This window comes from Amaricoccus sp. B4 (assembly GCF_043226085.1).
GTDB lineage: Bacteria > Pseudomonadota > Alphaproteobacteria > Rhodobacterales > Rhodobacteraceae > Amaricoccus.
This window is the reverse complement of the sequence record NZ_CP171225.1, coordinates 2,781,275-2,807,010: the sequence shown is the minus strand read 5'-3', so window position 1 is coordinate 2,807,010 and position 25,736 is coordinate 2,781,275. Positions and strand designations below refer to the sequence as shown.

The following is a 25,736-nucleotide window of genomic DNA, read 5'->3' as shown; positions in this document are numbered from 1 at the left end:
ATCGCTCAGTTGATCATCACCATCGCGCCCTTGACCGTCACCTGGCCCGACGCCGAGAGCTCCGCCGAGGCATTGCCCTTGGCGGTGAGCCCCATCTCGGCCTCGGCGCTGACATTGGCGCCCGAGATCGCGACATCGCCGGTGGCCGAGATCTTGATGCCGCCGGTGGCCTTGATCGCGATGTCGCCAGGGCTGTCGAGGGTGATGCCGCTCTGGTCGAGCAGCACCGAATTTCCCTTGGCGTCCTTGAGCTTCACCGACTTGCCGTCGTCGTCGAGGACCGCGCTGTTGCCGCCGGGGGTCTCGAGGGTGATGACCTTCTTCTCGTCGTCGAAGGTCGCCTTGAGCTGCGCCCGGGTGACGATCGCCTTGGTGTAGTTGTCATCCGTCGCGGTGAAGGGCGCGGCATTGACCGAGCTGTAGAGGCTCCCGAGCACCACCGGATAGCCGGGATCCTCGGCGAAGAAGCCGACCACGACCTCGTCGCCCACCTCCGGCAGGAAGAAGGTTCCGGCGCTGCCCGTCGCCTGCAGGCAGCCGAGGCGCGCCCAGAGCTTGGGGCCGCCATCGGCGCCGAAGAGCGGGAGCTGGACCTGGACGCGGGCTTGGGCGTCCGGATCCTCTGCGAGCTTCGTCACCTTGCCGATCTGCAGGCCGCGCACCGGGGCGGTGAAGCCGCCCGCGCCGGGGGCACCGAAGCCTTCGCTCTCACGGGAGGAGAGCGTTTCCGGGTCGATGCCGAGGCCCGCATCCGTCACCCAGTCGCCTCCCTCGATGCGATGGACGACAGAGCCGACGATCGCCGTGCCGCCGAAGCGCGCGCCAACCCCCTTGAGCTCGAGCGTACCGCCCGGCTTGGCAAGCCCCGAGCCCTGGAAGCGCACCTGGCCGCGGATGCGGGCGAGCGCGCTTCGGGTCTGGATCGCGCCCGCGATCGCGGTGAGCTCGCTCTCGGAATAGGGCGCGGCGCTGCCGACATCGAAACTCGCGAGCGCACCAACCGTGGCAAGCGCCTTGCCGTCGAGATCGCCCCAGCTCGGCCCCGTGGCCGTGGCGGCACTGCCGGAGACCGCGGCCTGATCGGCAATGCTCCAGCCCGATGCCGCGACGGACGAGAACTGGTTGCGCACGTCCATCTCGCAATCGAAGCGGATGAGATCCACCCCGGCGGTGACGACGAGGGCGGCCGCGGCGCTGGTATCGGGCTTCGCCACCGTGAGCTTGCCCGCATCGCAGGAGACGATGAGCCCGTTCGCCTGCGCCCGCGAGAGCACGAAATCCCAGTCGGTGCAGCGGTGCTGGACGAGCTGGGCATGGGTGATCTGGGTCGCGGCGACCTCCGCCGAGAGCCCCGCCGCGCTCGCGATCGTGGAAATCGCGTCGCTGTCGGTCACGCTCTCGAACATCTGGCTGTTGCGGCCGAGCGTCATCCGGAAGCCCTTGTCGCGGCAGGTGACGATGAGCTGCGGCGCTCCGGTGCCCCCGATCTTGAGCCTGAGGCCGGTGACGAGCCCGGTGAAGAGCACGGTGGGCTCGTCCTCGCCATAGCCCGCCCCGATCGAGATCTCGGTGCCGGGCTTGAAGGTCGCGGCGTCGGTAAGGGGGTAGTCCTGTTCGGCGAGATCCCCGTCCTGCAGCACGACGATGGCCTCGGGGATGCGGTTGATCTCGGCGCGGACGGCCACCGAGACCACCTGCGCCGTGTCGGGAAGCGCCTTGCCGGCCGACTTGATCGAGACCGTAACCGGGCCGTCATTTCCGGCCATCGGGGAAACTGCCATTCGCACCGCCTATCGCATGGGCGGGAACCGCAGCACCGTGTCGGGCCTGAGCGCCCGGAACCCGTCAAGTCCGTTGATGCGGGCGATCTCAACATATTTGGAGGCGTCGCGATAGATCTTCTGGCAGAGGAGCGGCAGCGTGTCACCGGACCGCACGCGGACCACATGCGTCATGTCGGGCGAGGAGCGCTGCGCGGACAGAGCCTCCTCCATCTGGGTCTGGAAGCTCACGAAGGAGAGATCGACCTTGGCCCGCAGCGCCTCGCCGGTGGCGCGGAACAGAGTGTAATTCACCTGCATGCTCTCCATCCGCCCATAGAAGGCGGAGAGGCCGCGGCCCCAGGAGATCTTCACCACATTGGGTTCATGCTCGGTGCCGCTGTAGGTGTATGCGATGAGCTTGAGCATCGCGATCTGTTCGGCGACGCTGCGCTCCTGGGCGTCCTCCACCACGCCGGTGCCGTCGATCACCAGCGAGAAGGCGACCTTCTCGGCGCTGACGTTGGAGAATTTCGGCGTGACCCCGGCCTTGCCGAGCGGGCTTCCCTCCGCGGGCGAGGTCGAGGAATAGGAAATCCCGTAGGTATGGCGGTAGTCGGCGGGATTGATCGAGGCGCGGAAGCTGTCGCCCGCATGCTCCGTCGTCTGGCCGTCCTCGACGGTGCACCGCGTGAGCGTGAGCTTGGCCATGGCTCAGCGCTCCCTTCGCCGCCGATCGGCCTCCGCGAGCATCTCCTCGACCTCCTCGAGGATCTGGCGGCGCAGCGCGACGAGCTTCTTCTCGGTCGCGGCCTCGTCCGCGGGCTTGTCCCCTGCCCCGCCGCTTGCACCGAAGGTGCCCCGCACCACGAGGCTGCCGATCTCCACGCTCATCAGACGCTCCGCTTCAGCATGTTGTAGGCGAACTCGACCGTCTCAACGGCGATCTCGTTCTTCATCGCGTCGAATCCGCCGACGCTCCACTTGACGGGATAGGCACGGTCGATGGACCAGCTCGCCACTGGATCACCCTCGGCGTCCCGCAGCGAGACAACCATGGACTTTGGCGTGATCGCCGCAGTAAAATCGTTCTCGAACGTGGCCTTGCACCATTTCACCAGTTCGCTCGACGTCGAGGTGAGCCCGCGCTTCAACACCAGATTGGGATGCTTCACCGCCTTGGGCAGCCGGTGGACGAAGCGGTTCTCGCCGCCCTCCGTCACCGTCTCGATCTCGATCTCGGATTCGAGCCCGCTCGCCTCCCGAAAGGCCGCATCGGCGCCGGAGCCGTCGGCCCCGGCGATCGAGACGGCGAAATGGAAGACGACCGGGAGCTCGAGATCCGCCATGGCCGCCTCAGGAGTTCTCGATGGTGATGCCCTCGTGGGCGATCTCGATCGTCTCGACCGCAACCTCGTTGCCCTCGGCCTTCAGGTCGGTCGAGGTGATCTTCGAGGGGAAGGCGTTGGCGACCTTCCAGACCATCGTCGGGTTCTGGCCCTCGTCGAGCAGGCTGATCGTGAGCGCCTTGCGCTTGATGATGTTCATCTGGATCTCGTTGAACCAGTCGAAGAGCGCGTTGTCGGACTTGAAGACGCCCTTCTTCATCGTGATGTTGCCGCTCTTCTTCAGGCCCGGCATCTTCACGGTGGAGAAGGTGGGGCTGTTGCCCGCGCGGTATTCGATCACCTGGGCCTCCATGTCGAGGCCGGAGACCTCCTGGAAGGCAAGCTCCGTATCGTCCCATTTCACCTGGAAATGGAATTTCGGGAGCGGCCAGACGCTTGTGGACTGGGCGGAACCGTCATCTGCCATGGGTCAAACTCCTTCGGGGATCAGGATTTCTGCATCTGCTGCTGGAAGGTGATCTCGATGAATTCCGCGGGCCGCGAGATCGCGACGAGCACGGTCACCCGCAGGATCCCCTCGAGGATGTCCACCGGCGTCATCGTCTCGCCGAGGCCGACATGGACCGAGAAGGCATCGGCCGGGACCGCGCCCGCGAGCCCGCCCTGCTTCCAGATGCCGGTGAGGAAGTTCTCGATCATCGAGCGGATCGTCACCCAGGTGCTCGCGGTGTTGGGCTCGAAGACATAGGCCTTCGAGGCAAGCCGGAGACTTTCCTCGAGCATGATCATCGTGCGGCGCACGTTGATGTAGCGCCAGTCGAGCGAGTTGCCGTCGAGGGTGCGTGCGCCCCAGACCAGCACGCCCTCGCCGACGAAGGGGCGGATGGCGTTGATCGACTTGCCCTGCGGCGTGACGTTGAGGTCTTCCTGGTCGTCATGGCTGATGTTGACCGTCGCCGCGGTGACCGAGTTGAGGCTCACGTTGGCGGGCGCCTTCCAGACGCCGCGGGTCGCGTCGACCATGGTATAGATCCCGGCCATGGCGGCCGCGGGCGGCATGCAGTTCATCCGCGCCGTCATCTCGTTCAGCACGTCGTTGTAGAGCGGCACGATCGCGCGCAGGGTCTTGTCGACGCTTTCGGGCGTCGGGGCCTCACCCTCTGCGGCACCCGCAATGGCGCCATCGGCGATCCAGTCGATCTCCTGGAAGGGCACCACGAACTTGTCGGCGTTCTTGCCCGTCGGATCGAGGCTGGCCTTGAGGAGCGTGATGAGCTCCTTGCGGCCGTCGACGGTGAAGTTCTCGAAGCTGAAGTTGCGCGCCTGGTAGACCGAGGTGTTGACCCAGGGGTAGTAGGCCGCGCCATAGTCGAGGAAGTTGATGCCGACATCGTTGCGGAAGGTCGCCACCGGATCGCCCTTCGGATCCTGCCGGTCGCGGTAGCCGCCGAAGATGTCGAGGATCGCGAAGCGGTTCTTCATCCGCTCGCCGCAGTGCATGAGCATCTGCTGCTGGACCTTGACCGCATTCGCGCGCGAAAGCCGCGTCGTCTCGGGAATGACGAGCATTGTCGGCTCGGTCTCCTTCTCGAGGAGCTTGATGCCGCGCAGCATCCGGTCACCGTCGATTTCGTCGTCATAGGAGCCGATCGAGACGATGTAGCAGGGGCCGCCGCCGTTCTGGAAGAAGAGCCGCATCGCGCCGTAGAGCGTGTAGGCCGTGCTCTTCTGCTGGAGCTCGTAGCTGTCCGCGCCGAGCTGTAGCAGTGCTGAGGGCAGCGGGTCCTTCTGTGCCGTGCCTTCCGCGCTCAGCTCGGAGGGGTCTTCCGAGGCCTTGCCGTCGCTCTTGACCAGATCGAAGAGCGGGGCGGGAGCGACGCCGAAATAGCTGTGGAATTCGGCGAGCGAGCTGATCCGCCAGGGCACGTCGCGCAGGCTCTTGTTGCCGTTGAGCGCGAACTCGGTGTAGCCGATGAAGGCGGGCACCGCGGTCGCCACCTGCACGACCGAATTGGGGAAGGCGTTCTTTTCGACGATATAGACGCCGGGTGTCTTCATGGGCTTCATGGGGGCCCTCCTCTCAGAGCAAGTTCACATAAATATCCGAAACCAGATGCCGGGCATCGCCGGCCTTCTCGATCCGGCCCGATCCCGGAGCGGGACAAGGCAGGGCCGGCAGAACCACCCGCGGCCCGAACGGCCCCTCGCTCACAAGCTCGAACCGGCTCTCGGGCCGCGCCCGCGCCGCGATCGGCGCACTGGAGCGGAAGCTCAGCGCGCGCGCACCGTTGCTCATGACGCGCTCCCCCAGCGCATCGAAGCCGATCTCGTCCTTGCGGTCGCGGATGCCGATCCGCGCCTCCGCCGCGCCGCCGAGGACATGGTAAAGCCAGAGCGCCTCCACCGCGCCGAAGCGGAGTGACAGCCGCACGTCCCGGGCCTCGGGCGCCATCACGATCCGGAGCAGCGCCAGCGGCGGGCGCAGCAGGTCCGCGGGGTCCAGCAGGCCCTCCGCCGCGAGAGGCCGCATGTCGGCAGCCCCCACGGTTTCGCCCGACTGAAGCGCGCCCGCCGTACCCGGAGCGGCCTCGATCACCACGACCGCGCCCCGGCTGTCGGCGAGACCCTCGGTGATGCCGTGGAGCGCGGGCGTGCGCGCGCGGAGGCGGAAGGTGAAGACAAGCTCGTCCGCCTCGGCGATGAGGCCAAGGGCGGTGCGGTCCTCCGAGGCGAAGACCTCGAGGAGCCCGTCGCCGATCCGGAGCCGGAGATCGCCCCGCGCTGCAAGCCGCGCCGTCGCCCTGTCGGGCTCCAACGCGATCGGCGGCCGCACGGCCGGGCCGTAATAGTCATGCGTCACATCGAGCCGGAAGAACGGGGCAAAGACGGTCACGGCGCGGCTCCCGCGGCGGCGCGCGCCGATCCCTCGGGCGCGGAGATCGCCAGATCTTCCGCGACGAGCGCGCCCGCATCGATCGTGACGGTCCGCACCAGGTAGCGGATCGAGGGCAGATAGCGCCCGCCGAAGATGCCCCAGAGCTGGCTGGCGCCATCGGTGGAGAGGTTCGCGATCTCGAGCGTGAGCTGCGAGATCCGGGGGTCGAGCTCGGGGGCGCTCAGGCGGTCGAAGACCGGGGTGATCTGGAAATGCTGGATCGCATGCGAGAGGATCTTGAGCGATTCGAGGTAGTTTTCCGCATCGAAGCAGGCCGCCAGCATCACCTCGATGTTGAGATGCACCGGGGCCGGATTGACCGCGAGGCGGCCGGCCAGCGCCGGAGCCCGGCCGATGCCGCCGCGTGCCATCGTGTCGTGGCTCACATTGGTGACGAAGATCGCGAGGCGGTTGCGCAGCGCCATCGGCAGCTTGCCCTCCGCATCCGCCGGGCTCCCCGCGACGACGAGATCGTCCGCCACCCCGAAGCGCGCACGCAGATGCGCGTTGAGGCGGGCAGCCAGAAAGCTCACGGCGCGATCGATCATCAGAGGGTCCGGTCGGCCGCGCATGGGGCGCGCTGGACGCGGGAAGGCACTCGCATGGGACCTCGTCACACTGCGCTCCGAGCCGCGTGGGACACCAGGACCGCCGCAACTCGAGACAAATTCAGCCAGAACTCGGCTAGACTTGCCGCCCGAACCCTTACGGTTTGCTTAATGAGATGCGAATGGCCCACCGGGCCCCGCGCCCGCGCCGGGGAAACCCCAGGAAAGAAACGCCCGCCCGGCGGGACGCAGCGGGCGGGCGATTGCAGGTCTTGCCGGCGGCCGGAAAGGCCGCCGCCGTTCAGCGCTTGCGCATGGCTTCGAGCAGGGCCGCCCCCAGCGCGCCGTTGCCGGCGTCGCTCCCCTTGCCCGCGCCGCGCGGGCCGGCAGAGGCAGGGCCACCCGCGCCCTTCCGGCCCGGCTTGCCGCCACCACCCGGGCCGCGGGCGGCGCGATCCTCGCGCGCCGAGGTGCCGCCGTCCTTGCGCATGCTGAGCCCGATGCGCTTGCGGGCGACATCGACCTCGGTCACCCGCACCTTCACCACGTCACCTGCCTTCACCACCTCGTGCGGATCCTTCACGAAACGGTCGGCAAGCTGGCTCACATGCACGAGCCCGTCCTGGTGCACGCCGATGTCGACGAAGGCGCCGAAGGCCGCGACATTCGTCACCGTGCCCTCGAGCACCATGCCGGGCCTGAGATCCTTGATGTCCTCGATCCCGTCGGCAAACGCGGCGGTGACGAAGCTCGGGCGCGGGTCGCGGCCCGGCTTCTCGAGTTCCGAGAGGATGTCGCGCACCGTCGGCAGGCCGAATTTCTCGTCGACGAATTCCTCCGGACGCAGGCGCCGCAGCACCGCGGTATCGCTCATCAGCGCGCGCAGATCCCGCCCGCAGGCCTTCACGATCCGCCGCGCGACGCCATAGGCCTCCGGATGCACCGATGAGGCATCGAGCGGCTCCTCGCCGTCGCGGATCCGCAGGAAGCCCGCGCATTGCTCGAAAGCGCGCGGCCCGAGGCGCGAGACCCTGAGGAGCTCCTTGCGCGAGCGGAAGGCACCGTTCGCGTCCCGGTGCGCGACGATCGATTCCGCGAGCCCCGGCCCGAGGCCCGAAACATGGGCGAGCAACGGCGCGGAGGCGGTGTTGAGATCGACGCCGACGGCGTTCACCGCGTCCTCGACCACCGCCTCCAGCGATTTCGACAGCCGGTGCTGATCGACGTCGTGCTGATACTGCCCGACACCGATGGATTTCGGCTCGATCTTCACCAGTTCCGCAAGCGGGTCCTGCAACCGCCGGGCGATCGAGACCGCGCCGCGGAGCGAGACGTCGAGGCCCGGGAACTCCCGCGCCGCGAGCTCAGAGGCGGAATAGACCGAGGCGCCCGCTTCGGAAACCACCACCTTCACCGGCGCCTTCGTGCCCTTGGGAAGGAGCTTCAGCGTATCGGCCACCAGGCGCTCGGTCTCGCGGCTGGCCGTGCCGTTGCCGATGGCGATGAGTTCGACACCATGCTGCGCGATGAGCCGGAGGATCGCCGCCTCGGCGCCCCGGAGGTCGTTCTTGGGCTGGAAGGGATAGAACGTGTCGGTCGCGACGAGCTTGCCGGTCGCATCGACCACCGCCGCCTTCACACCGGTGCGGATCCCCGGATCGAGGCCGAGGGTCGCCCGCGGGCCGGCGGGCGCGGCCAGCAGGAGATCCTTGAGGTTGCGGGCGAAGACCGTGATCGCATCCTCCTGGGCCCGGGCGCGCAGCGTGCCGAGCAGGTCGAGCATCATCGAGAGGCTGAGCTTCACCCGCCAGGTCCAGCCCGCGATCTTGCGGAGCCAGAGATCGCCGGGGGCGCGGCCCGAAATGCCGAGCCGCGCGGCCACCATCTCCTCGGCCCGCGCCACGCCCGTCTCGGGATCGGGGGCGATCTCGAGTGTCACCACACCCTCGTTCGAGGCCCGGAGCATCGCCAGCGCCCGGTGGGAGGGCACGTTGGCCCAAAGCTCGCGGTGATCGAAATAGTCGGAGAACTTCGCCCCCTTCTCCTCCTGCCCCTCGACGACGCGGGCGGCGAAGAAGGCCTCCTTCTCCATGAAGGCGCGCAGATCGCCGATGAGGCCCGCATCTTCCGTCAGCCGCTCGGCCAGGATGTCGCGCGCGCCATCGAGCGCCGTCTTCACGTCCGGCACCGCTTCGGTGATGAAATCCGCCGCCAGCGTCTCCGGCGCGGTGGCACGCTCGGCAAGGATCCGGTCGGCGAGCGGCTCGAGGCCGTTCTCGCGCGCGATCATCGCCTTGGTGCGGCGCTTGGGCTTGTAGGGGAGGTAAATATCCTCGAGCGTCGCCTTGGTGTCGGCGGCGGCGATGTCGCGGGCGAGTTCCTCGGTGAGCTTGCCCTGCCCCTTGATCGTCTCGAGGATCGTCGCTCGCCGGGCCTCGAGCTCGCGCAGATAGGCCAGCCGGTCGGAGAGCTTGCGGAGCTGGGTGTCGTCAAGCCCGCCGGTGACCTCCTTGCGGTAGCGGGCGACGAAGGGAACCGTCGCGCCTTCGTCGAGCAGGGTGACCGCGGCACCGACCTGTTCCGGGCGGGCGCCGATCTCGGCGGCGATGGTCTCGGCGATGCGTCTGGCGGTGTCCAAGGGGCGGCTCCTGCGATTGGGTCGGAGCGTCTTCTTAGCTCCGCCGGGCAATGCAGCCAAGAGAGCGCAAACGCAGACCGCCCGGCTCCGGAAAGCCGGGCGGCCGGGCGCCTGAGATCGGGCCCGGATTCAGGTCGCGCGGGCCGGATCGAGGGTGATCGCCCAGAGCTCGGTGTCGTCGCGGTCCATGAGCCGGACGGTCATCTGCTCGGTCTGGCCGTCGATGTCGACGAGGCCGAAGAACTGGAGCCCCATGGAGGGCGGCAGGTTCGGGCCCTGCTCGGCCGTCGGCGCCTTCACGAAGCGCACCTCCGGGCCGAAGGTCATGTCGAGATCGTTGGGGCCGAAGGTGCCGGCATGCAGCGGACCGGAGACGAATTCCCAGAACGGCAGGAACTCCTGGAAGGCGGCACGCGACGGGTCGTAGTGATGCGCGGCGGTGTAGTGGACATCCGCCGTGAGCCAGACGGTGTTCATCACCGCATCGTCGCGGATGTGGCGCAGGATCTCGGCGATCTCGAGCTCGCGCCCCTTCGCCGCGCCGTTGTCGCCATTGGCGACCGCCTCGACATAGCTCGTCTCGTCGTCGATCTTGTCGGCCACCACGAGGCCGATCGGCATGTCGCAGGCGATGACCTTCCAGGTGGCCTTCGAGGCGGAAAGCTCGCGCTTCAGCCAGGCGGTCTGGGCGGCACCGAGGACGCGGGCGTCGTCGGTGAGCTCGGTCTGCAGGCCGAGGCTGTTGGCGCCGCGATAGCTGCGCAGGTCGAGGAAGAAGACATCGACCAGCGGCCCGTAGGCGATCTTGCGGTAGACCCGGTCGGGCTCGGCCGGGAAGTAGCGGATCGGGGTCATCTCGTGGAAGGCCCGGCCGGCGCGGGCGGAGAGGAGCGCGATCGACTTCTCGGTATAGCGCTCGTCGAGGATCTTGCCGGGCGACCAGTTGTTCACGACCTCATGGTCGTCCCACTGGAAGAAGGTCGGCACGAGGGCGTTCATCTCCTGCAGGTTGCGATCGAGGAGATTGTATTTCCACTGGCCGCGATACTCGTCGAGGGTTTCGGCGACCTTGCGCTTCTCGTCGGTGACGATGACGTTCTTCCAGGTGGTGCCGTCGGCGAGCACCACCTCGTCCTCGATCGGGCCATCGGCATAGATCGTGTCGCCGGAATGGATGAAGAAGTCGAGCTCGTGGCCCGCCATGGTGGCGTAGGTCTTCATCCCGGTCTCGTCGATGCCCCAGCCCTGGCCGGCGGTGTCGCCCGACCAGGCGAAGCGGACGTCGCGCTTCGTCGTCGGGGCGGTGCGGAAGCGGCCGGTGACAGGCTCGGAGAGGGTGTTGATGTCGGCGAGATCGGCGGCGACCATCCGGTAGAAGATCTGCTGATCCGCGGGCAGGCCCTCCACCAGACGCTTGATGGCGAGATCGGTGTCGGGCAGCGCATTGACCGGCGGCAGGCGGATCGGGTCGGCAAAGCTCTCGGTCGTCGAGATCTCCATCATCACCCGCGACGGCCGGTCGGTGCGGGTCCAGACCATGCCGGAGGTGGCATCGACATCGCCCGACTGCACCCCGTGGGTGAAGGCGGGGCGGGCGCTGGCGCGGCTGAGGCCGGGCATCGCGAGGCCGGTGGCGAGCGCCGCCCCGGCCGAGGTCGAGAGGAAGCGGCGGCGGGTGACGGGATGGGAGGAAACGCGGACGAGCTTTGACATCGGCACATGTCCAATCGCTGGCGGGTTGCGAGGGGGTTCGGGAACGCACCTTTCCCGGATTTTGCGACCGCATCCTGACAGGGCGATGAAGCTTTGATGACCCGCCCGGGGCAGCTATCGCGAGGGAGACCGGGGGGCAAGCGGGGCGTGAAAACAGGGCTTTTCACCGTGAAAATCAGATTTCACCACTGAAATCATTGGATTTTCGTAGTTAACATATCATGAATGCCGCCCGGATGGCCGGACCGGGATCAGGGCGCGGCCGCCGGGACGGGTGGCCGCCCGGGGGTGCCGCATCGGCGCGTGAGAGGAGCGGACCGGGTCGCCCATCTACTCCGGGCGGGTGCCCAGGGCGGCCCGCCGCGCGGGGGGGGAGCGGAGGCCGCGCGCCAGCCTTCCGGGCGGGCGCGGGCGCGGGCTCAGCCGCTCAGTACCACGGGCCGCGGCGGACCTCGGTGCCGGACTCGCCCTCGGCGACCGCGGCGGCGAAGGCCTCCACGTCGCTGTCGCGGTAGTGGTAGGGCCAGACCTCGGCCGGGCGGAAGGCGGCAACGGCGGCGGCGGCCTGCTCGACGGTCATGGTGTAGGGCAGGTTCATCGGCAGGAAGGCGATGTCGATGTCTTCGAGCGCCCGCATCTCGGGCGTGTCCTCGGTATCGCCGGCGATATAGATGCGGGTGTCGCCCGCGGTGAGGAGATAGCCGTTGTCGCGGCCCTGCGGGTGATACTGGAGCCGCTCGGGCGTGGTGTTGTAGGCCGGGATCGCCTCGATGGACAGGGCGCCCACCTCGGTGCGCTCGCCGTTCGCGAGCGGCGTGGCGCGGGCCTGCAGCGCGGCGGGGAGCATGCCGTGGACGGCCGGGTTGGTGACGAGAACGGTGGTCTCGGTCACGACGGCCTCGAGGGTCGGCACGTCGAGGTGATCGCCATGCTCGTGGGTGATCAGGATGAGATCCGGCGCGGGCTGGCCGGCGTAGAGCTCCGCCCCGCCGACCGGATCGTTCCAGATCACCATCTCGGGCAGTGTCATCACGAAGGAGGCGTGCGAGATCGGGTGGATGCCGATCGCTCCGCCTGTGGCGCGGGCGCGCCTCGGGAAGGCGGAGAGCCCCGCGCCGGCAAGGGCCGCGGCGCCGGTCAGGATCGTGCTGCGTCGGGTCAGGGTCATCGGGTTCCTCCGGGCTTGGGTGGCTTTGGCCCGAGGGTAACCGGTTGCCCGGAGGACCGGGGTCACGTCTGCGACAGGAGGGCGGGCGCCCTCAGGCCGGGCGCAGCGCCGCGAGGCTCGTCTTCTGGCGCCCGGCGGCGTCGAAGTTTTCCGGCGCGAGCCAGGCCTCGAAGGCGGCGCGCCGCGCGGGCCATTCGCTGTCGAGGACCGAGAACCAGGCGGTGTCGCGGTTGCGGTGCTTGTAGATCGTCGCCTGGCGGAAGGTGCCCTCGTAGCTGAAGCCGAGCCGTTCGGCGGCGCGGCGGGAGGGCGCGTTCAGCGCATCGCATTTCCATTCGTAGCGGCGGTAGCCGAGCTCGTCGAAGACGCGCGCCATCATCAGATACATCGCCTCCGTCGCGGCCGCGGTGCCCTGGAGGCGCGGGGAGAAGGCGATGAAGCCCACCTCGATCACCCCGACCGCGGGCTCGATGCGGAGGTAGCTCGCGACGCCGAGCCCGGCCCCGGTCTCGTGGTCGAGGATGGCGTGGAAGAGCGGGTCGTGGCACTGCTCGGCCATCTCGAGCCAGGCGTCGAACGCCTGCCGCTCGGGAAACGGGCCGACGGGCATGTAGGTCCAGAGCCCGCCGTCGCGGTCCTCGGCGAAGGCATCGAAGAGCGAGGCGCCGTGGCGGGCGGCATCGAGCGGCTCGAGGCGCACCAGACGGCCGTTCATCGAGGCGCGCGGCGGCCGGGCGGCGGGCTGCCACTCGGGAAGATCGGGGCCGATCGGCTGGCCGTGTTCGTTGAGACGGGTCATCGGGATCGACCGGCAAGACTGCGAGGGCCCCTTCGTAGCGCCGTCGCGGCGGAAATGCACGCCTTCTCGCGAGGGCGGAGCCCGCGGGCGGCGTCAGGTGCGGGTCATGCGCACCGCGAGCGCGATGTAGCGGAACGGATACCGCTCGGGCGCCTCGCGCAGCAGCCGCTCGGCGCGCGCATAGGTGTCGGCCACCAGAGCCTCGGCCTCGGGGTGATCGGCAAGGGCGATCCGCAGCACGGCCTCGGTGAAGGCGCGAAAGAAGTTGGTGTAGTCGCGCGCATATGCGGCGAGGTCGCCGGTGCGGGCGAAGTCCGTGTTGAAGGGCACGGGCGATTCGTAGCTCTCGCCGCGCTCGATGCGAAACGGGATGTCGGCGGTTTCGACGGCCTCGGTGATCTCGTCGAGGGTGCGGAAATAGACCGGCTGGTAATAGCGCTCATAGGTGGCGCGGCTGATCCGGCCTTCCGCCACCAGCGCGAGGACGGCATCGTTCAGCACGTCGTAGATGCCGTCGCATGTCCGGAGCGCGCCATCGGCCCCGAACACCTGCAGGAGGAGCTGGCCGCCCGGCACGAGTTCGGCCGCGCGGGCCGCGAGAAAGGCGCGGATGTCCTCGCGGGCCTGATCGGCGAAGGCCGCCCGCTCCTCGGCGGTCACCTCCCCGACCCCGCGCACCCGGCTCGGTCCGTTCGGGAGGATGTAGCCCGGCAGCCGGTCGACCGGCTTGCGGCTCAGGAACCCGATGGCATTGAAGGTCATCGCCAGATGCACCGAACCCCTCGGGAGCAGGCGGTCGAACATCGAGCCCGCCACGGCGCAGGACGAGACGTCGGCCGCCGCGAAGACAGAGCGGCCCTCCGGCCGGAGGTCGCGGAAGAGGGCGGAGAAATCGTTGGTCGGCAGGTCGCTGTGGACCGTCATGATGTCCCGCGGCGTCCGCCGGCGCAGGGCGGGAACGAGCCGCTGCATCAGCGCAATGGAATTGCGCCCTTCGGAGCATCCGAAATCGGCGAGCCCGATCGGCGCCGCCCCGCCGAGCGGCAGGACCGCGACCGCCTCGTCGAGCCAGGGCAGGACATGCTCGATCGCGGCCATCTGGGGCGCCGAATTGCGGTTGTAGAACCCCTGGCCAACCATTCCCGTGGTCACCGGCATCGCACCCACCCCCGTTCAACCTGGCGGCCGCGGTGTGCGGGCCGCACGGCAAGGGTGCCTCGACACGGCGGGTGAGACAAGGATTTCGGGAAGGGCGGTGGGCCTGCGGGGGCCGCGGGGCGCGGGCAGCGTGCGCGCATCGCCCGGTAACGGACCCTCCTGCGGGAGGCTCCTGCGCCGCCGGACCTCCCCGCGGCGCAGGCCGGGCGTCAGCCGCCGAAGTCGTCGAGCATGATGTCCTCGCGGTCGACGCCGAGCTCGAGGAGCATGTTGATGACCGACTGGTTCATGATGGGCGGACCGCACATGTAGAACTCGCAGTCTTCCGGCGCGGGATGGTTCTTGAGGTATTCCTCGTAGAGCACGTTGTGGATGAAGCCGGTGTAGCCGGTCCAGTTGTCCTCGGGCAGCGCGTCCGAGAGCGCCACGTGCCATTCGAAGTTGGGGTTCTCGGCGGCGAGGCCGTCGAAATCCTCGACATAGAACATCTCGCGCTTCGAGCGCGCGCCATACCAGAAGCTGATCTTGCGGTCGGTGTGGAGGCGCTTGAGCTGGTCGAAGATGTGGCTGCGCATCGGCGCCATGCCCGCGCCGCCGCCGACGAAGATCATTTCCTTGTTGGTCTTGCGGGCGAAGAACTCGCCGAAGGGGCCGGAGATCGTCACCTCGTCGCCGGGCTTGAGGTTGAAGATGTAGGAGGACATCTTGCCCGCCGGGATCCCCGTCGAGCCCGGAGGGGGCGAGGCGATGCGGACGTTGAGCATGATGATGCCCTCTTCCTCCGGGTAGTTCGCCATCGAGTAGGCGCGCTCCACCGCCTCGTCGACCTTGGAGGTCACGTCCCAGATCTTGAAGCGGTCCCAGTCCGGGTGGTACTCGGGCTCCACGTCGAACTCCTTGTAGGAGAGTTCGTAGGGCGGGCATTCGATCTGGATGTAGCCGCCGGCGCGGAAGTTGACGTGCTCGCCCTCCGGCAGTTCCAGCACCAGTTCCTTGATGAAGGTCGCGACGTTGTGGTTCGAGCGCACCTTGCAGCGCCATTTCTTGACGCCGAAGACATGCTCGGGAACCTGGATCTTCATGTCCTGCTTGACGGCGACCTGGCAGGAGAGGCGGTCGCCCTCGCGGGCCTCGCGCTTGTTGATGTGGCTTTCCTCGGTCGGCAGGATCGATCCGCCGCCCTCGAACACCTTGACCCGGCACTGGGCGCAGGTGCCGCCGCCGCCGCAGGCCGAGGGCACGAAGAGCTTGGCCTCGGCCAGCGTCTGCAGGAGCTTGCCGCCGGTGGGCACCGAGATGGTCTTCTCGCCGTTGATCTCGATGTTCACATTGCCCGCCGCCACCAGCTTCTTCTTGGCGAACATGATGAGCGTGACGAGGGCGAGCACGATGAGCGTGAAGAGGACGACGCCGAGCGTGAAGGTCTGCATGGTCTGCCCCTCCCCCTCAGAGTTTCACGCCGGAGAAGGACATGAAGCCCATCGCCATCAGCCCGGCGGTGATGAAGGTGATGCCGAGGCCCTGCAGCCCGTCGGGGATGTCGGAATACTTGAGCTTCTCGCGCACGCCCGCCATGGCGGTGATCGCGAGCGCCCAGCCGAGGCCCGAGGAGAGGCCGTAGGTCGCGGCTTCCGGGAAGGTGTAGTCGCGCTCGACCATGAAGAGCGAGCCGCCGAGGATGGCGCAGTTCACGGTGATGAGCGGCAGGAAGATCCCGAGCGCGTTGTAGAGCGGCGGGAAATACTTATCGAGCACCATCTCGAGGATCTGCACGATCGCGGCGATCACCCCGATGTAGGAGATGAGGCCGAGGAAGGTGAGATCCACGTCGCCGAAGCCCGCCCAGGAGAGCGCGCCGGGCTTGAGCAGCGTGTTGAGGATGAGGTTGTTGGCCGGCACGGTGATCGCCTGCACCACCGTCACCGAGATGCCGAGGCCGATCGCCGTCTCGATCTTCTTCGACACCGCGATGAAGGTACACATGCCGAGGAAGAAGGAGAGCGCGAGGTTCTCGACGAAGATGGCCTTCACGGCCAGGGAGATGAGACCTTCCATGATCAGTGGGCCTCCACGGTCTGGATGCGGAATTCGCGTGCTTCGACCTGTTCCGGCTTCCAGGTGCGGAAGGCCCAGATCAGCAGCCCGATGACGAAGAAGGCCGAGGGCGGCAGCAGCAGCAGCCCGTTCGGCACGTACCAGCCGCCGTTGTTGACGGTCTGGAGGATGGTGACGCCGAAGAGCGAGCCCGAGCCGAAGAGCTCGCGGATGAAGCCGACCAGCATGAGGATGAGCGAGTAGCCGAGGCCGTTGCCGATGCCGTCGATGAAGGAGGCCACCGGCGGATTCTTCATGGCGAAGGCTTCGGCACGCCCCATGACGATGCAGTTGGTGATGATGAGACCGACGAAGACCGACAGCGTCTTGGAGATGTCGTAGAAGTAGGCCTTCAGGATCTGGTCCACCACGATCACGAGGCTCGCGATGATGACCATCTGCACGATGATGCGGATCGCGGAGGGGATCTGGTTGCGCAGCATCGAGATGAAGAAGCTCGAGAAGGCGGTCACGGTCGTCACCGCCAGCGCCATCACGGCTGCGACCTGCAGCGAGGAGGTGACCGCGAGCGCCGAGCAGATCCCGAGCACCTGGAGCGTGATCGGGTTGTTGTCGACGAGAGGATCGACGAGAAGTTCCTTACGCGTCTGCGACATCAAGCGTCTCCTTCTCTCAAGCGGGCCAGGTAGGGACCGAAGCCGTCTTCACCCATCCAGTAGCGCACGAGATTGTCCACGCCGCGCGACGTGAGCGTTGCGCCCGCAAGAGCATCCACATGAAATTCCGGTCCTGCGGGTGACGGCGCCTTCGACACGGTGATCTCCAGGTCGCCCTCATCGTCGCGGAGTTTCTTGCCATTCCACTGGGCGCGCCAGCGGGGGTTGTCCACCTCGGCGCCGAGGCCCGGCGTTTCGGCGTGTTCGTAGAATTGCAGCCCGTAGATGTCGTTGCCATTCGCTTCAAGCGCAATGAAGCCCCAGAGCGTGGACCACAGGCCGTAGCCATGGATCGGCAGGATGACCTTGTCGAGCGAGCCGTCCGGGTTTTCCATCAGATAGACGGTCTCGTAATTGGCGCGGCGCCCGATCCCCGCGGGGTCGTCGGTGAGCGCGACAGACAGGTTGAGATCCTGCGTGGCAGCCCGCTCGTCATAGGTCGCCACATCGACGGCATCGGTGTATTCGCCGGTCGACAGATCCACGACCTTCGGCGTGAACGAGGAGGTGAAGGCTTCGTTCACGTCCATGCCCGGCTCGTAGAGCCCGGCGACCTGAAGGATGTTGATCCGCTTGTCGCGGAGCTTGTTCGCCTCCTGCACCGGGCGGAGCGAGACCGCCGCCATGGCCACGACCATGGAACAGAAGAGGCAGAGGGCGACCGCCACGAAGATCGTCTTCGGGGTCGAATCGACGGGCAGGGCCTTGAAGCGGGCCCAGAACCCCTGGGGTTCCTGCTCAGGCATTGCGCTTTGCCCTCCGTGCGATGTTGGCCTTGATGACGAAGAAGTCGATCAGGGGTGCAAAGATGTTGCCGAAGAGGATCGCGAGCATCATGCCCTCGGGGAAGGCCGGGTTGATGACGCGGATCATCACGACCATGAAGCCGATGAGCGCGCCGTAGACATAGCGTCCGACATTGGTCTGGGACGCGGAGACGGGTTCCGTCACCATGAAGACGAGGCCGAAGGCATAGCCCCCGAGCACGAGGTGCCAGTACCACGGCATGGCGAACATCGGGTTGGTGTCGCTGCCGATCAGGTTGAGGAGCAGCGAGAAGCCGATCATCCCGCCGAGGCAGCCGACGATGAGGCGCCAGTTCGCGATGCGCGTCGCGAGCAGGAAGACGAGGCCGAGCAGGCAGGCGAGCGTCGAGGTCTCGCCGAGCGAGCCCTGGATCAGCCCGAAGAAGGCGTCCCACCAGGAGATGCCGTGATTGGCGAGCGCCTGCGGGCCCTCGGCGGCGGTGATCCCGAGCGCGGTCGCGCCCGAGAAGCCGTCGACCGGGGTCCAGACCGTGTCGCCCGACATGTTTGCCGGATAGGCGAAGTAGAGGAAGGCGCGGCCCACGAGGGCGGGGTTGAGGAAGTTCTTGCCGGTGCCGCCGAAGACCTCCTTGCCGAGCACCACCCCGAAGGAGATGCCGAGCGCGACCTGCCAGAGCGGCGTCGAGGCGGGCAGGATCAGCACGAAGAGCATGGAGGTGACGAGGAAGCCTTCGTTCACCTCATGCCCGCGCACCACGGCGAAGAGGCATTCCCATATGCCGCCGATCGCGAGCGTGACGATATATATGGGCAGGAAATAGAGCGCGCCGAAGAAGAGGTTGGAGAACGGGTTGCCCGGATCGAAGGGGAGCCCCGACTTGGCCACGAGCCAGGCGCGCCAGCCGGTGGCGCTGTCCGGCCCGAGCGCCATGATCGCGCCATTGGCCTGATAGCCGGTGTTGTAGAGCGCCATCAGGATGCAGGGGATGGTGGAGATGACCACGTAGGTCATGATCCGCTTCATGTCGACGAAGCTCCGGGCGTGCGGCGCAACGGTCGTGACCGTGCGGGGCGTCAGCGCCAGGGATTCGATCATCTCGTAGAGCGGGAAGTATTTCTCGTAGCGGCCGCCCTTGAGGAAGGAGGGCTCGAACTTGTCAAAGAAATCGCGCAGCATCCCCATCGGCTAGCCTTCCTTCTCGATCTTTTCGAGGCTCGCGCGGAGCGCCGGACCGTATTCGTATTTTGCCGGGCAGGCGAAGGTGCAGAGCGCGAGATCTTCCTCGTCGAGCTCGAGCGCCCCGAGCGCCTGGGCGGTATCGGTGTCCATGACGAGAAGCGCCTTGAGGAGCTGGGTCGGCAGGTAGTCCTGCGGCATCAGTTCCTCGAAGGTGCCGGTGGGCACCATCGCGCGCCGCCCGCCATTGAGGTTCGAGGTGAGGTTGAAGAGCAGGCCCTTGCGCCGCGCGGAGGCGAGCACGGGCTGCACCGCGTATTTGCCGGGCTGCGGCGTGATCCAGCCCAGCACCATCTGGTCCTGGTCCTCGGTGATGAGGGTGATCTGGCGCGCGTAGCGGCCGAGATAGGCGAGCGGCCCCGCGGCGACGCGGCCGGAGAGGACCGAGCCGGAAATGACGCGGCAGGGCGAGTATTCCGAGATCTCGCCCTCGGTGAGCGCATCGGTGGAAGCGCCGATCAGCGTGCGCACGAGCCGGGGATTGGCCGCGCGCGGGCCGGCGATCGCAATGATGCGCGTGGCGTCGAGATGGCCGGTGAGGAAGAGCTTCCCGATCGCGATCACGTCCTGGTAGCCGATGCTCCAGACCGTCTTCGAGGGCGAGGGCGGCTCGAGGAAATGCATGTGCGTGCCGGCGAGGCCGGCCGGATGCGGGCCGCCGAACTCGCTGATCTGCACGCCGTGTACGCCCGCATGCGGCAGCGTCGTGCCGCTGGCCTTGCAGAGGTGGACCTTGCCGTCGGTGAGCCGGGTGAGCGCGGTGAGGCCCGCCTCGAAGGCGTCGACCTCGGTCTCGATGATCGTGACGGGATCGGGCGCGTGGGGCTCGGTGTCCATCGCGGTCGCGAAGATCGCCGCCGGGACCGTGCCCTGAGCCGGAACCTTGGAATAGGGCCGGGTGCGGAAGGCCGTCCAGAGGCCGGAGGCCTGCAGCGCGGCCTGCACCGTCTCGCGCGGGGCGGTGCCGAGCTCGCCCATCGGGATCGCGCCGAAATCGCGGCCCGGATCGGCGGCATCGTCGACATCGACCACGACGCTTTGCAGCACGCGCCGGGCGCCCCGGTTGATCGCCCGGACCCGGCCGCTGGCGGGCGCCGTGTAGAGCACCTCCGGCGAGTCCTTGTGGCAGAAAAGCGGATCCCCGCGACGCACCGTATCGCCTTCGGCAACGAGCATCTTGGGTTTCAATCCGATATAATCGTCACCGATGATTGCGACGGATGTCGGGCTTGCGCCCGCATGGATCGTCTGGTCCGGGGCGCCGCTCATCGGCAGGTCGAGGCCCCGCTTCAATACAAATTCAGACATACTTTTCGCTGGCTCACTATCCCTGTTTACCATTCATAGAGTCAAAATCCGCGCATTGCGAGACGCAATTGGCCTTAAATTCCGAGGTATCGGGCGCAAATCGCGTCCTGGGACCGGTCGGGTTGAGAGCGGGCGGAGCAGATACCGCATCACGTGATCCGCCGAGTTGACAGCCGGCGGGGCAGATGGTGTGACAAGGCCCCATCCCGAAAGTAGTGACGGACCCCCGCCATGCGCCCGATCGCCCTCCTCGCCGCCCTTCTCGTCGTGCTCGCCGGGTGCGACCGCAAGCCGGAGGTCATGCGCCTTGCCGGCGAGACGATGGGAACGACCTATCACGTGACGGTGGTGGACGCGCCGCCCGACATCGACGAGGCCGCCGTCGGCGCCGCGATCACCTCGACGCTGGAGGAGGTGAATGCCGAGATGTCGACCTGGGACCCGACGTCCGAGGTCTCGCGGCTCAACGCCCATGCCTCCACCGACCCGGTGCCGATCTCGGCCGATCTCGCCGATGTGCTGCGCACCGCGAATGCCATCCACCTGCTGAGCCGGGGGCGGTTCGACGTGACGCTGGGACCGCTCATCGATCTCTGGGGCTTCGGCGCCGCGGATCCGGGCGGGGTGATGCCCACCGAGGCGCAGATCGCGGCGGCGCGCGAGAATGTCGGCGAGCACGACCTGCTGAAGCTCGGGCCGGGGCCGACGCTCACCAAGCTCAAGCCGGAGGTCAGCATCAATCTCTCGGCGATCGCCAAGGGCTACGGCATCGACCGGGTGGCGGAGGCGCTGCGCGGGCTCGGGATCACGCGCTACCTCGTCGAGGTCGGCGGCGATCTCACGGCGGCCGGCGAGAACCCGGAGGGGCACCTCTGGGCGATCGGCATCGAGAAGCCCGAGGCGGGGCGGCAGGAAATCGAGGAAGTGATCTCGATCTCGGACACCGGCATGGCGACCTCGGGCGATTACCGCAACTTCTTCGAGCAGGACGGCGTGCGCTATTCGCACATCATCGACCCGACGACGGGCCGCCCGATCACCCACCGCACGGCATCGGTGACGGTGCTGGCCGACAGCGCGATGCTCGCCGACGGGCTGGCCACCGCGCTGCTCGCGATCGGCGCGGACGAGGGGCTCGACCTCGCGGAGGAGAACAATATCGCCGCGATGTTCATCTCGCACGATGGCACCGGGTTCGTGACGCGCGCGACAAGCGCATTTGAAAATCAGACGCGGAGCGAATAGATTTGGGCAGGGCCGCGACGGGCGCGGCCCGCCGGAAAGGAAACCGATGGCCACCTTCGTCCTCGCCTTCATCCTCCTCATGCTCGTGGTCGCGGGCATGTCGCTCGGCGTCATGCTGATGGGCAAGAGCATCAAGGGGAGCTGCGGCGGGCTAAACGCGATTTCCGGCGCCGACAAGTGCCTCGTCTGTTCCCGGCCCGTCGACCCGGACAGCCCGCTGCGCGACCGGCTCGCCTGCAAGCGCGCCCGCGCCGCCGCGGAAGCCGCCGCCGCGCGCAAGGCCTGAGGCGGGAGCCCCGCCCCCCTGCCCGCTCAGCGGAAGTGGAGCGGGATGAAGGCGAGCGCGAGGAAGGCGAGGGCCGCGGGCACGCCGTAGAGCCAGGCGCGCAGCACCCAGCCTTCGGCCTGGGCCTTCCAGTTCTCGCGGAAGGCGCGCCCGGAGAAGATCATCACCAGAAGCAGCAGGACCCCCGCGAGCGGGGTGAGGACGAGACCCGAGCTCATTGCGGGCCCCTCGCCGGGCCGCGCCCGGTCACGCGCGCGGCACGCAAACGTGTCCGGGCTGACGGAGGTGTGACTCCCCTCCCCGGCCGCGAACGGCGATCATGCGCGCGGCGCGCGGGATGGTGCGTTGAGACGGGAAAGACATGCATGCGGCGGATTCTGCTGGCAGGATTGATGATGTGGGCCTCGGCCGTGGCGGCCCAGACGATGGAGCCGCGCGACGGCTGGGCCGTCATCGCGACGGAGAAACCCTATCCGCAACTGGTCGAGGACGTCAAAGCCGCGATCCGGAAGAACGGGCTTGCGGTCGTGACGGAAGCCGGCCCGACGGAGGCCGCGAAGGCGCGCGGCATCGAGATCCCGGGCAACCGGGTGATCGGCGCCTTCAACAACGATCTGGCGGTGCGCATCCTCGGGCTTTCGGTGCCGGCGATGATCGAGGCACCGCTGCGCTTCTACGTGACCGAAGACCCGGACGGCGGCGCGACGCTCTCCTACAAGATCCCCGATCTGGTCTATGCGCCCTATCTCGGCGAGGCCGGGCCGGAGCTTGCCGGAATCGTCGCCGAGCTCGATGCGGTATTTGCCGAGATCGCCGAGGAAGCGACGGAGCCGGCCGGCCATGACGGCTGAGGCGCCGTTGCGCGCGGCCGATCTCCTCGCCCGCAGGCTCCACGAGGCGGGCTGCCGCCATGCCTTCGGGATGCCGGGGGGCGAGGTGCTCACGCTTGTCGATGCGCTGGAGCGGGCGGGGATCCGCTTCGTGCTCTGCCATCACGAGACGGCCGCGGGCTTCATGGCCGAGGGCGTCTGGCACCGGACCGGCGCGCCGGGCATCCTCGTCGCGACGCTCGGCCCCGGCGCCCTCAACGGCGTCAATGTCGTCGGCAATGCCGCGCAGGACCGGGTGCCGCTGCTGCTGCTCACCGGCTGCGTCGATGCCGACGAGGCGCTCACCTACACCCATCAGGTGCTCGACCATCAGGCGGTGTTCCGGCCGCTGGTCAAGGCGGGCTTCCGGCTGAGCGCGGCCGGCGCGGACACGATCGCCGACAAGGCCGTGGCCATCGCGACCGAGGCGCAGCCGGGCCCGGTCCATATCGACGTGCCGATCTCGGTGGCCGATGCGCCGGCGGCGGCCGTGCCGCTGCGGCGGCGGGTGGCGGCGAGCCCGGTGGCCCCGGCGCCCGGCCCGGATCTCGAGCGGGCGCGGGGCTGGCTGGCGGCGGCGGAGCGGCCGGTGCTGGTGGCGGGGCTCGATGCGCTCCGCGACCGGGCGGGGCCGGAGATCCGGGCGCTTGCCGAGCGGATCGGCATGCCGGTGGTCACGAGCTACAAGGCCAAGGGGCTGCTCCCGGAAGATCATCCGCTCGCGCTCGGAGGGGCGGGCCTCTCGCCCCGGGCCGATGCGGAGATCCTGCCGCTGCTCGCCCGGGCCGATCTCGTGCTCTGCGCCGGCTATGACCCGATCGAGATGCGGACCGGCTGGCGCGAGGTCTGGGATCCGGGCCGGGCGGCGGTGATCGAGATCGCCGCGGCGCCGAACCATCATTACATGCATCAGGCCGGGGTGAGCTTTATCGGCCACACCGGCGCGGGGCTCCGGGCGCTTGCCGAAGGGCTGGCGCCGCGCCGGAGCTGGCCCGATGGCGCGGTGCCGGCGCTGCGCGCCGCCCTGGCGGCGGCGTTTCCGGCCGATGAGGCCTGGGGCCCCGCGGCGGTGATCGCCGAATGCCGGGAGGTGCTGCCGCCCGAGACCATCGCGACGGCCGATTCGGGCGCGCACCGCATCCTGCTCTCGCAGATGTGGACCTGCACAGAGCCCGGTACGCTGCTGCAATCCTCGGCCCTCTGCACCATGGCCTGCGCGCTGCCGCTGGCGCTCGGGGCGAAGCTCGCCGAGCCCGACCGGCCGGTCGTCTGCTTCACGGGCGATGCGGGCCTGCTCATGGGCACGGGCGAGCTTGCCACCGCCGCGGCGCTCGGGCTTCCGGTGATCGTCGTCGTCTTCGCCGATTCAAGCCTCTCGCTCATCGAGCTCAAGCAGCGCGGGCGGCAGATGGCGAATGCGGGCGTCGACTTTCCCGCCCCCGACTTCGCCGCGATCGCCCGCGGCTTCGGCGGCTGTGGCTGCAGTGTCACGGATCGCGAGAGCTTGCGTGCTGCACTGCAAAATGCATTGCAAGAAAAGAGATTTTCCGTCATTTCCGCGCAGATTGACCGTCGGTCCTACGACGGACGGATCTGACGTTTGGGTGAGGTGGAGGCAGGGGTCATGGCGGGCGCGCTGGACGGGATCAAGGTTCTCGACCTGACGCGGATTCTCGCAGGGCCGACCTGCACGCAGCTCCTCGGCGATCTCGGCGCGACCGTGCTCAAGATCGAGAATCCGGCCACCGGCGGCGATGACACCCGGCAATGGGGGCCGCCCTATGTGGCCGATGCCGATGGCGCCCCGAGCGATCTGAGCGCCTATTTCCTCAGCGCGAACCGCAACAAGCTGTCGGTCGCGGTCGATATCGCAAGCCCCGAGGGGCAGGCAACGATGCGCGCCCTCGCGGTCGAGGCCGACGTGGTGGTCGAGAACTTCAAGCCGGGCGGGCTGGCGCGTTACGGGCTCGATCAGGAGAGCCTGCGCGCGCTCAACCCCGCCCTCGTCTACTGCTCGATCTCGGGCTACGGCCAGACCGGCCCGAACGCCTCCAAGCCGGGCTACGACCTGATGGCGCAGGGCTATGGCGGCATCATGAGCCTCACCGGCGAGCCCGACGGCGCGCCGATGAAGGTGGGTGTGGGAATCACCGACGTCATGTGCGGCATGTATGCCACGGTGGGCATCCTGGCCGCGCTGCGCCACCGCGACCGCACCGGCGAGGGCCAGCATATCGACCTCGCGCTGGTCGATTCCCAGGTGGCCTGGCTCATCAACGAGGGCCTGAACTATCTCACCACCGGCGAGGTGCCGATCCGCCGCGGCAACGGGCATCCGAACATCGTGCCCTATCAGGTCTTCGCGACCGCCGACGGGCACGTGATCGTCGCGGTGGGCAACGACGCCCAGTTCCGCCGCTTCGCGCGCTTTCTCGGCCGCGAGGATCTGGCGGACGATCCGGCCTATGCCACCAACCCGGCGCGGCTCGAGAATCGCGCCACGCTTCTGCCGCAGATCGAGGCGCTCGTCGCGGCGATCCCGAGCGCGGAGCTGGTGGCCGGGCTCGAGGCGCTCAAGGTGCCGGTCGGGCCGGTCAACCGGCTCGACACGGTCTTCGCCTCCGATCAGGTCGCGGCGCGCGGGATGCAGATCACGATGCCGCACCCCGGGCTCGGCGGGCGCGAGGTGCCGCTCATAGGCAATCCGCTGAAATTCTCGGCGACACCGGTGAGCTACCTCCGGCCGCCGCCGCGCTTCGGGCAGGACACGGAGGCGGTTCTGTCGCGGATCGGGAAACGGGAGCCGCAGACGCCCCGGGACTAAGCCTCAAGCCGGAAACGGCGCGGCACCGGCCTCCAGATGTCAAACACTGTTGAAGAATCGGGCAGGCGCCGACATTTTCTGCACAGTTTCCGCGCTTTACTGCCAGAAGACCCGCGAACCCCGCCACTTCATTAGTGAAGACGACGGAACCAATGCACTGTGAACGGAATTTGTGTAACAAAGGGAGCGAGTTTGTCCGAATGAAACCATGGCTGCACATGACAGGACTGCACATGCCGGCCGCGCTGCTTCGGAGGAACGCGGCTGCCGCACGAGTATTCGGTATTGCGGGCGACCAGCCCGGTTCCTTCTCCGTCCCCGCGCGCCGCGACCTGCGAACGGCGGCCAGACCCTTGTCCCT

At 68.1% G+C, this 25,736-nt stretch carries 25 protein-coding genes; 5 read left to right on the top strand and 20 right to left on the bottom strand.

Annotated features, from left to right (window positions below; all coding sequences use genetic code 11):
• Nucleotides 1-5 precede the first annotated feature (5 nt).
• The 19 genes from vgrG to ACF66B_RS13475 form a co-directional block, all read right to left on the bottom strand.
• The gene (vgrG, locus tag ACF66B_RS13565) at nt 6-1,781 is read right to left on the bottom strand and encodes a type VI secretion system tip protein VgrG (RefSeq protein ID WP_111429164.1); all 1,776 of its coding nucleotides are present in this window, start codon (nt 1,779-1,781) and stop codon (nt 6-8) included.
• 9 nt (nt 1,782-1,790) lie between these two features.
• A complete protein-coding gene (locus ACF66B_RS13560; protein ID WP_111429165.1) occupies nt 1,791-2,471 on the bottom strand; it encodes a peptidoglycan-binding protein in 681 nt (226 codons plus the stop codon).
• A gap of 3 nt (nt 2,472-2,474) precedes the next feature.
• Nucleotides 2,475-2,654, bottom strand: coding sequence for a hypothetical protein (locus tag ACF66B_RS13555; protein WP_111429166.1), 180 nt, complete (start codon nt 2,652-2,654; stop codon nt 2,475-2,477).
• A complete protein-coding gene (locus ACF66B_RS13550) occupies nt 2,654-3,109 on the bottom strand; it encodes a phage tail protein (RefSeq protein WP_111429167.1) in 456 nt (151 codons plus the stop codon). The genes ACF66B_RS13555 and ACF66B_RS13550 overlap by 1 nt, the downstream gene beginning before the upstream one ends.
• Before the next feature lie 7 nt (nt 3,110-3,116).
• Entirely contained in the window at nt 3,117-3,575 is a 459-nt protein-coding gene (locus tag ACF66B_RS13545) for a phage tail protein (protein ID WP_111429168.1), read from the bottom strand.
• A gap of 20 nt (nt 3,576-3,595) precedes the next feature.
• On the bottom strand, nt 3,596-5,176 hold the full coding sequence (locus ACF66B_RS13540) for a phage tail sheath family protein (protein WP_111429169.1): 1,581 nt from the start codon (nt 5,174-5,176) through the stop codon (nt 3,596-3,598).
• Between the two features lie 13 nt (nt 5,177-5,189).
• The gene (locus ACF66B_RS13535; RefSeq protein WP_111429170.1) at nt 5,190-6,002 is read right to left on the bottom strand and encodes a hypothetical protein; all 813 of its coding nucleotides are present in this window, start codon (nt 6,000-6,002) and stop codon (nt 5,190-5,192) included.
• A complete protein-coding gene (locus ACF66B_RS13530) occupies nt 5,999-6,592 on the bottom strand; it encodes a DUF4255 domain-containing protein (RefSeq protein ID WP_162683198.1) in 594 nt (197 codons plus the stop codon). The genes ACF66B_RS13535 and ACF66B_RS13530 overlap by 4 nt, the downstream gene beginning before the upstream one ends.
• Before the next feature lie 301 nt (nt 6,593-6,893).
• A complete protein-coding gene (locus ACF66B_RS13525) occupies nt 6,894-9,230 on the bottom strand; it encodes a Tex family protein (RefSeq protein ID WP_111429172.1) in 2,337 nt (778 codons plus the stop codon).
• Between the two features lie 129 nt (nt 9,231-9,359).
• Nucleotides 9,360-10,943, bottom strand: coding sequence for an alkaline phosphatase D family protein (locus ACF66B_RS13520; RefSeq protein WP_111429173.1), 1,584 nt, complete (start codon nt 10,941-10,943; stop codon nt 9,360-9,362).
• Nucleotides 10,944-11,370: 427 nt separating this feature from the next.
• Nucleotides 11,371-12,111 carry an MBL fold metallo-hydrolase gene (locus ACF66B_RS13515; protein WP_111429174.1) on the bottom strand — a complete coding sequence of 247 codons (741 nt, stop codon included), beginning with the start codon at nt 12,109-12,111 and terminating at the stop codon, nt 11,371-11,373.
• Nucleotides 12,112-12,202: 91 nt separating this feature from the next.
• The gene (locus ACF66B_RS13510; RefSeq protein WP_111429175.1) at nt 12,203-12,910 is read right to left on the bottom strand and encodes a GNAT family N-acetyltransferase; all 708 of its coding nucleotides are present in this window, start codon (nt 12,908-12,910) and stop codon (nt 12,203-12,205) included.
• Nucleotides 12,911-13,003: 93 nt separating this feature from the next.
• Complete coding sequence (locus ACF66B_RS13505; RefSeq protein WP_111429176.1) at nt 13,004-14,068, bottom strand: hypothetical protein; 1,065 nt, start codon at nt 14,066-14,068, stop codon at nt 13,004-13,006.
• Between the two features lie 209 nt (nt 14,069-14,277).
• The gene (nqrF, locus tag ACF66B_RS13500; protein WP_111429177.1) at nt 14,278-15,498 is read right to left on the bottom strand and encodes an NADH:ubiquinone reductase (Na(+)-transporting) subunit F; all 1,221 of its coding nucleotides are present in this window, start codon (nt 15,496-15,498) and stop codon (nt 14,278-14,280) included.
• 16 nt (nt 15,499-15,514) lie between these two features.
• The gene (gene nqrE / locus ACF66B_RS13495) at nt 15,515-16,123 is read right to left on the bottom strand and encodes an NADH:ubiquinone reductase (Na(+)-transporting) subunit E (protein ID WP_111429178.1); all 609 of its coding nucleotides are present in this window, start codon (nt 16,121-16,123) and stop codon (nt 15,515-15,517) included.
• Between the two features lie 2 nt (nt 16,124-16,125).
• Nucleotides 16,126-16,779: an NADH:ubiquinone reductase (Na(+)-transporting) subunit D gene (locus ACF66B_RS13490; RefSeq protein WP_111429179.1), complete on the bottom strand. Its 654-nt coding sequence runs from the start codon at nt 16,777-16,779 to the stop codon at nt 16,126-16,128.
• Nucleotides 16,779-17,585 (bottom strand): Na(+)-translocating NADH-quinone reductase subunit C, encoded by an 807-nt coding sequence (locus ACF66B_RS13485; protein WP_111429180.1) that lies wholly within the window; start codon nt 17,583-17,585, stop codon nt 16,779-16,781. The genes ACF66B_RS13490 and ACF66B_RS13485 overlap by 1 nt, the downstream gene beginning before the upstream one ends.
• Nucleotides 17,578-18,783, bottom strand: coding sequence for an NADH:ubiquinone reductase (Na(+)-transporting) subunit B (locus ACF66B_RS13480; RefSeq protein WP_392664864.1), 1,206 nt, complete (start codon nt 18,781-18,783; stop codon nt 17,578-17,580). The genes ACF66B_RS13485 and ACF66B_RS13480 overlap by 8 nt, the downstream gene beginning before the upstream one ends.
• Nucleotides 18,784-18,792: 9 nt before the next feature.
• Nucleotides 18,793-20,151: a Na(+)-translocating NADH-quinone reductase subunit A gene (locus ACF66B_RS13475; protein ID WP_111429182.1), complete on the bottom strand. Its 1,359-nt coding sequence runs from the start codon at nt 20,149-20,151 to the stop codon at nt 18,793-18,795.
• A gap of 231 nt (nt 20,152-20,382) precedes the next feature.
• Between ACF66B_RS13475 and ACF66B_RS13470 the strand changes: the two genes are divergently transcribed.
• Both ACF66B_RS13470 and nqrM read left to right on the top strand, forming a co-directional pair.
• Complete coding sequence (locus ACF66B_RS13470; protein ID WP_111429183.1) at nt 20,383-21,396, top strand: FAD:protein FMN transferase; 1,014 nt, start codon at nt 20,383-20,385, stop codon at nt 21,394-21,396.
• Nucleotides 21,397-21,442: 46 nt separating this feature from the next.
• Nucleotides 21,443-21,682 carry a (Na+)-NQR maturation NqrM gene (nqrM, locus tag ACF66B_RS13465; protein ID WP_111429184.1) on the top strand — a complete coding sequence of 80 codons (240 nt, stop codon included), beginning with the start codon at nt 21,443-21,445 and terminating at the stop codon, nt 21,680-21,682.
• 26 nt (nt 21,683-21,708) lie between these two features.
• Here nqrM and ACF66B_RS13460 read toward each other — a convergent pair whose 3' ends face one another.
• On the bottom strand, nt 21,709-21,900 hold the full coding sequence (locus tag ACF66B_RS13460) for a hypothetical protein (protein WP_111429185.1): 192 nt from the start codon (nt 21,898-21,900) through the stop codon (nt 21,709-21,711).
• 147 nt (nt 21,901-22,047) lie between these two features.
• Here ACF66B_RS13460 and ACF66B_RS13455 point away from each other — a divergent pair, with 147 nt between their 5' ends.
• The 3 genes from ACF66B_RS13455 to ACF66B_RS13445 are packed head-to-tail and all read left to right on the top strand — an operon-like array spanning nt 22,048 to nt 25,375.
• Nucleotides 22,048-22,533: a DUF302 domain-containing protein gene (locus tag ACF66B_RS13455; protein ID WP_111429186.1), complete on the top strand. Its 486-nt coding sequence runs from the start codon at nt 22,048-22,050 to the stop codon at nt 22,531-22,533.
• Complete coding sequence (locus tag ACF66B_RS13450; protein ID WP_111429187.1) at nt 22,523-24,148, top strand: thiamine pyrophosphate-binding protein; 1,626 nt, start codon at nt 22,523-22,525, stop codon at nt 24,146-24,148. Before ACF66B_RS13455 ends, ACF66B_RS13450 begins: the two co-directional genes overlap by 11 nt.
• Nucleotides 24,149-24,175: 27 nt before the next feature.
• Complete coding sequence (locus tag ACF66B_RS13445; RefSeq protein WP_111429188.1) at nt 24,176-25,375, top strand: CoA transferase; 1,200 nt, start codon at nt 24,176-24,178, stop codon at nt 25,373-25,375.
• The last annotated feature ends 361 nt before the right edge of the window (nt 25,376-25,736 follow it).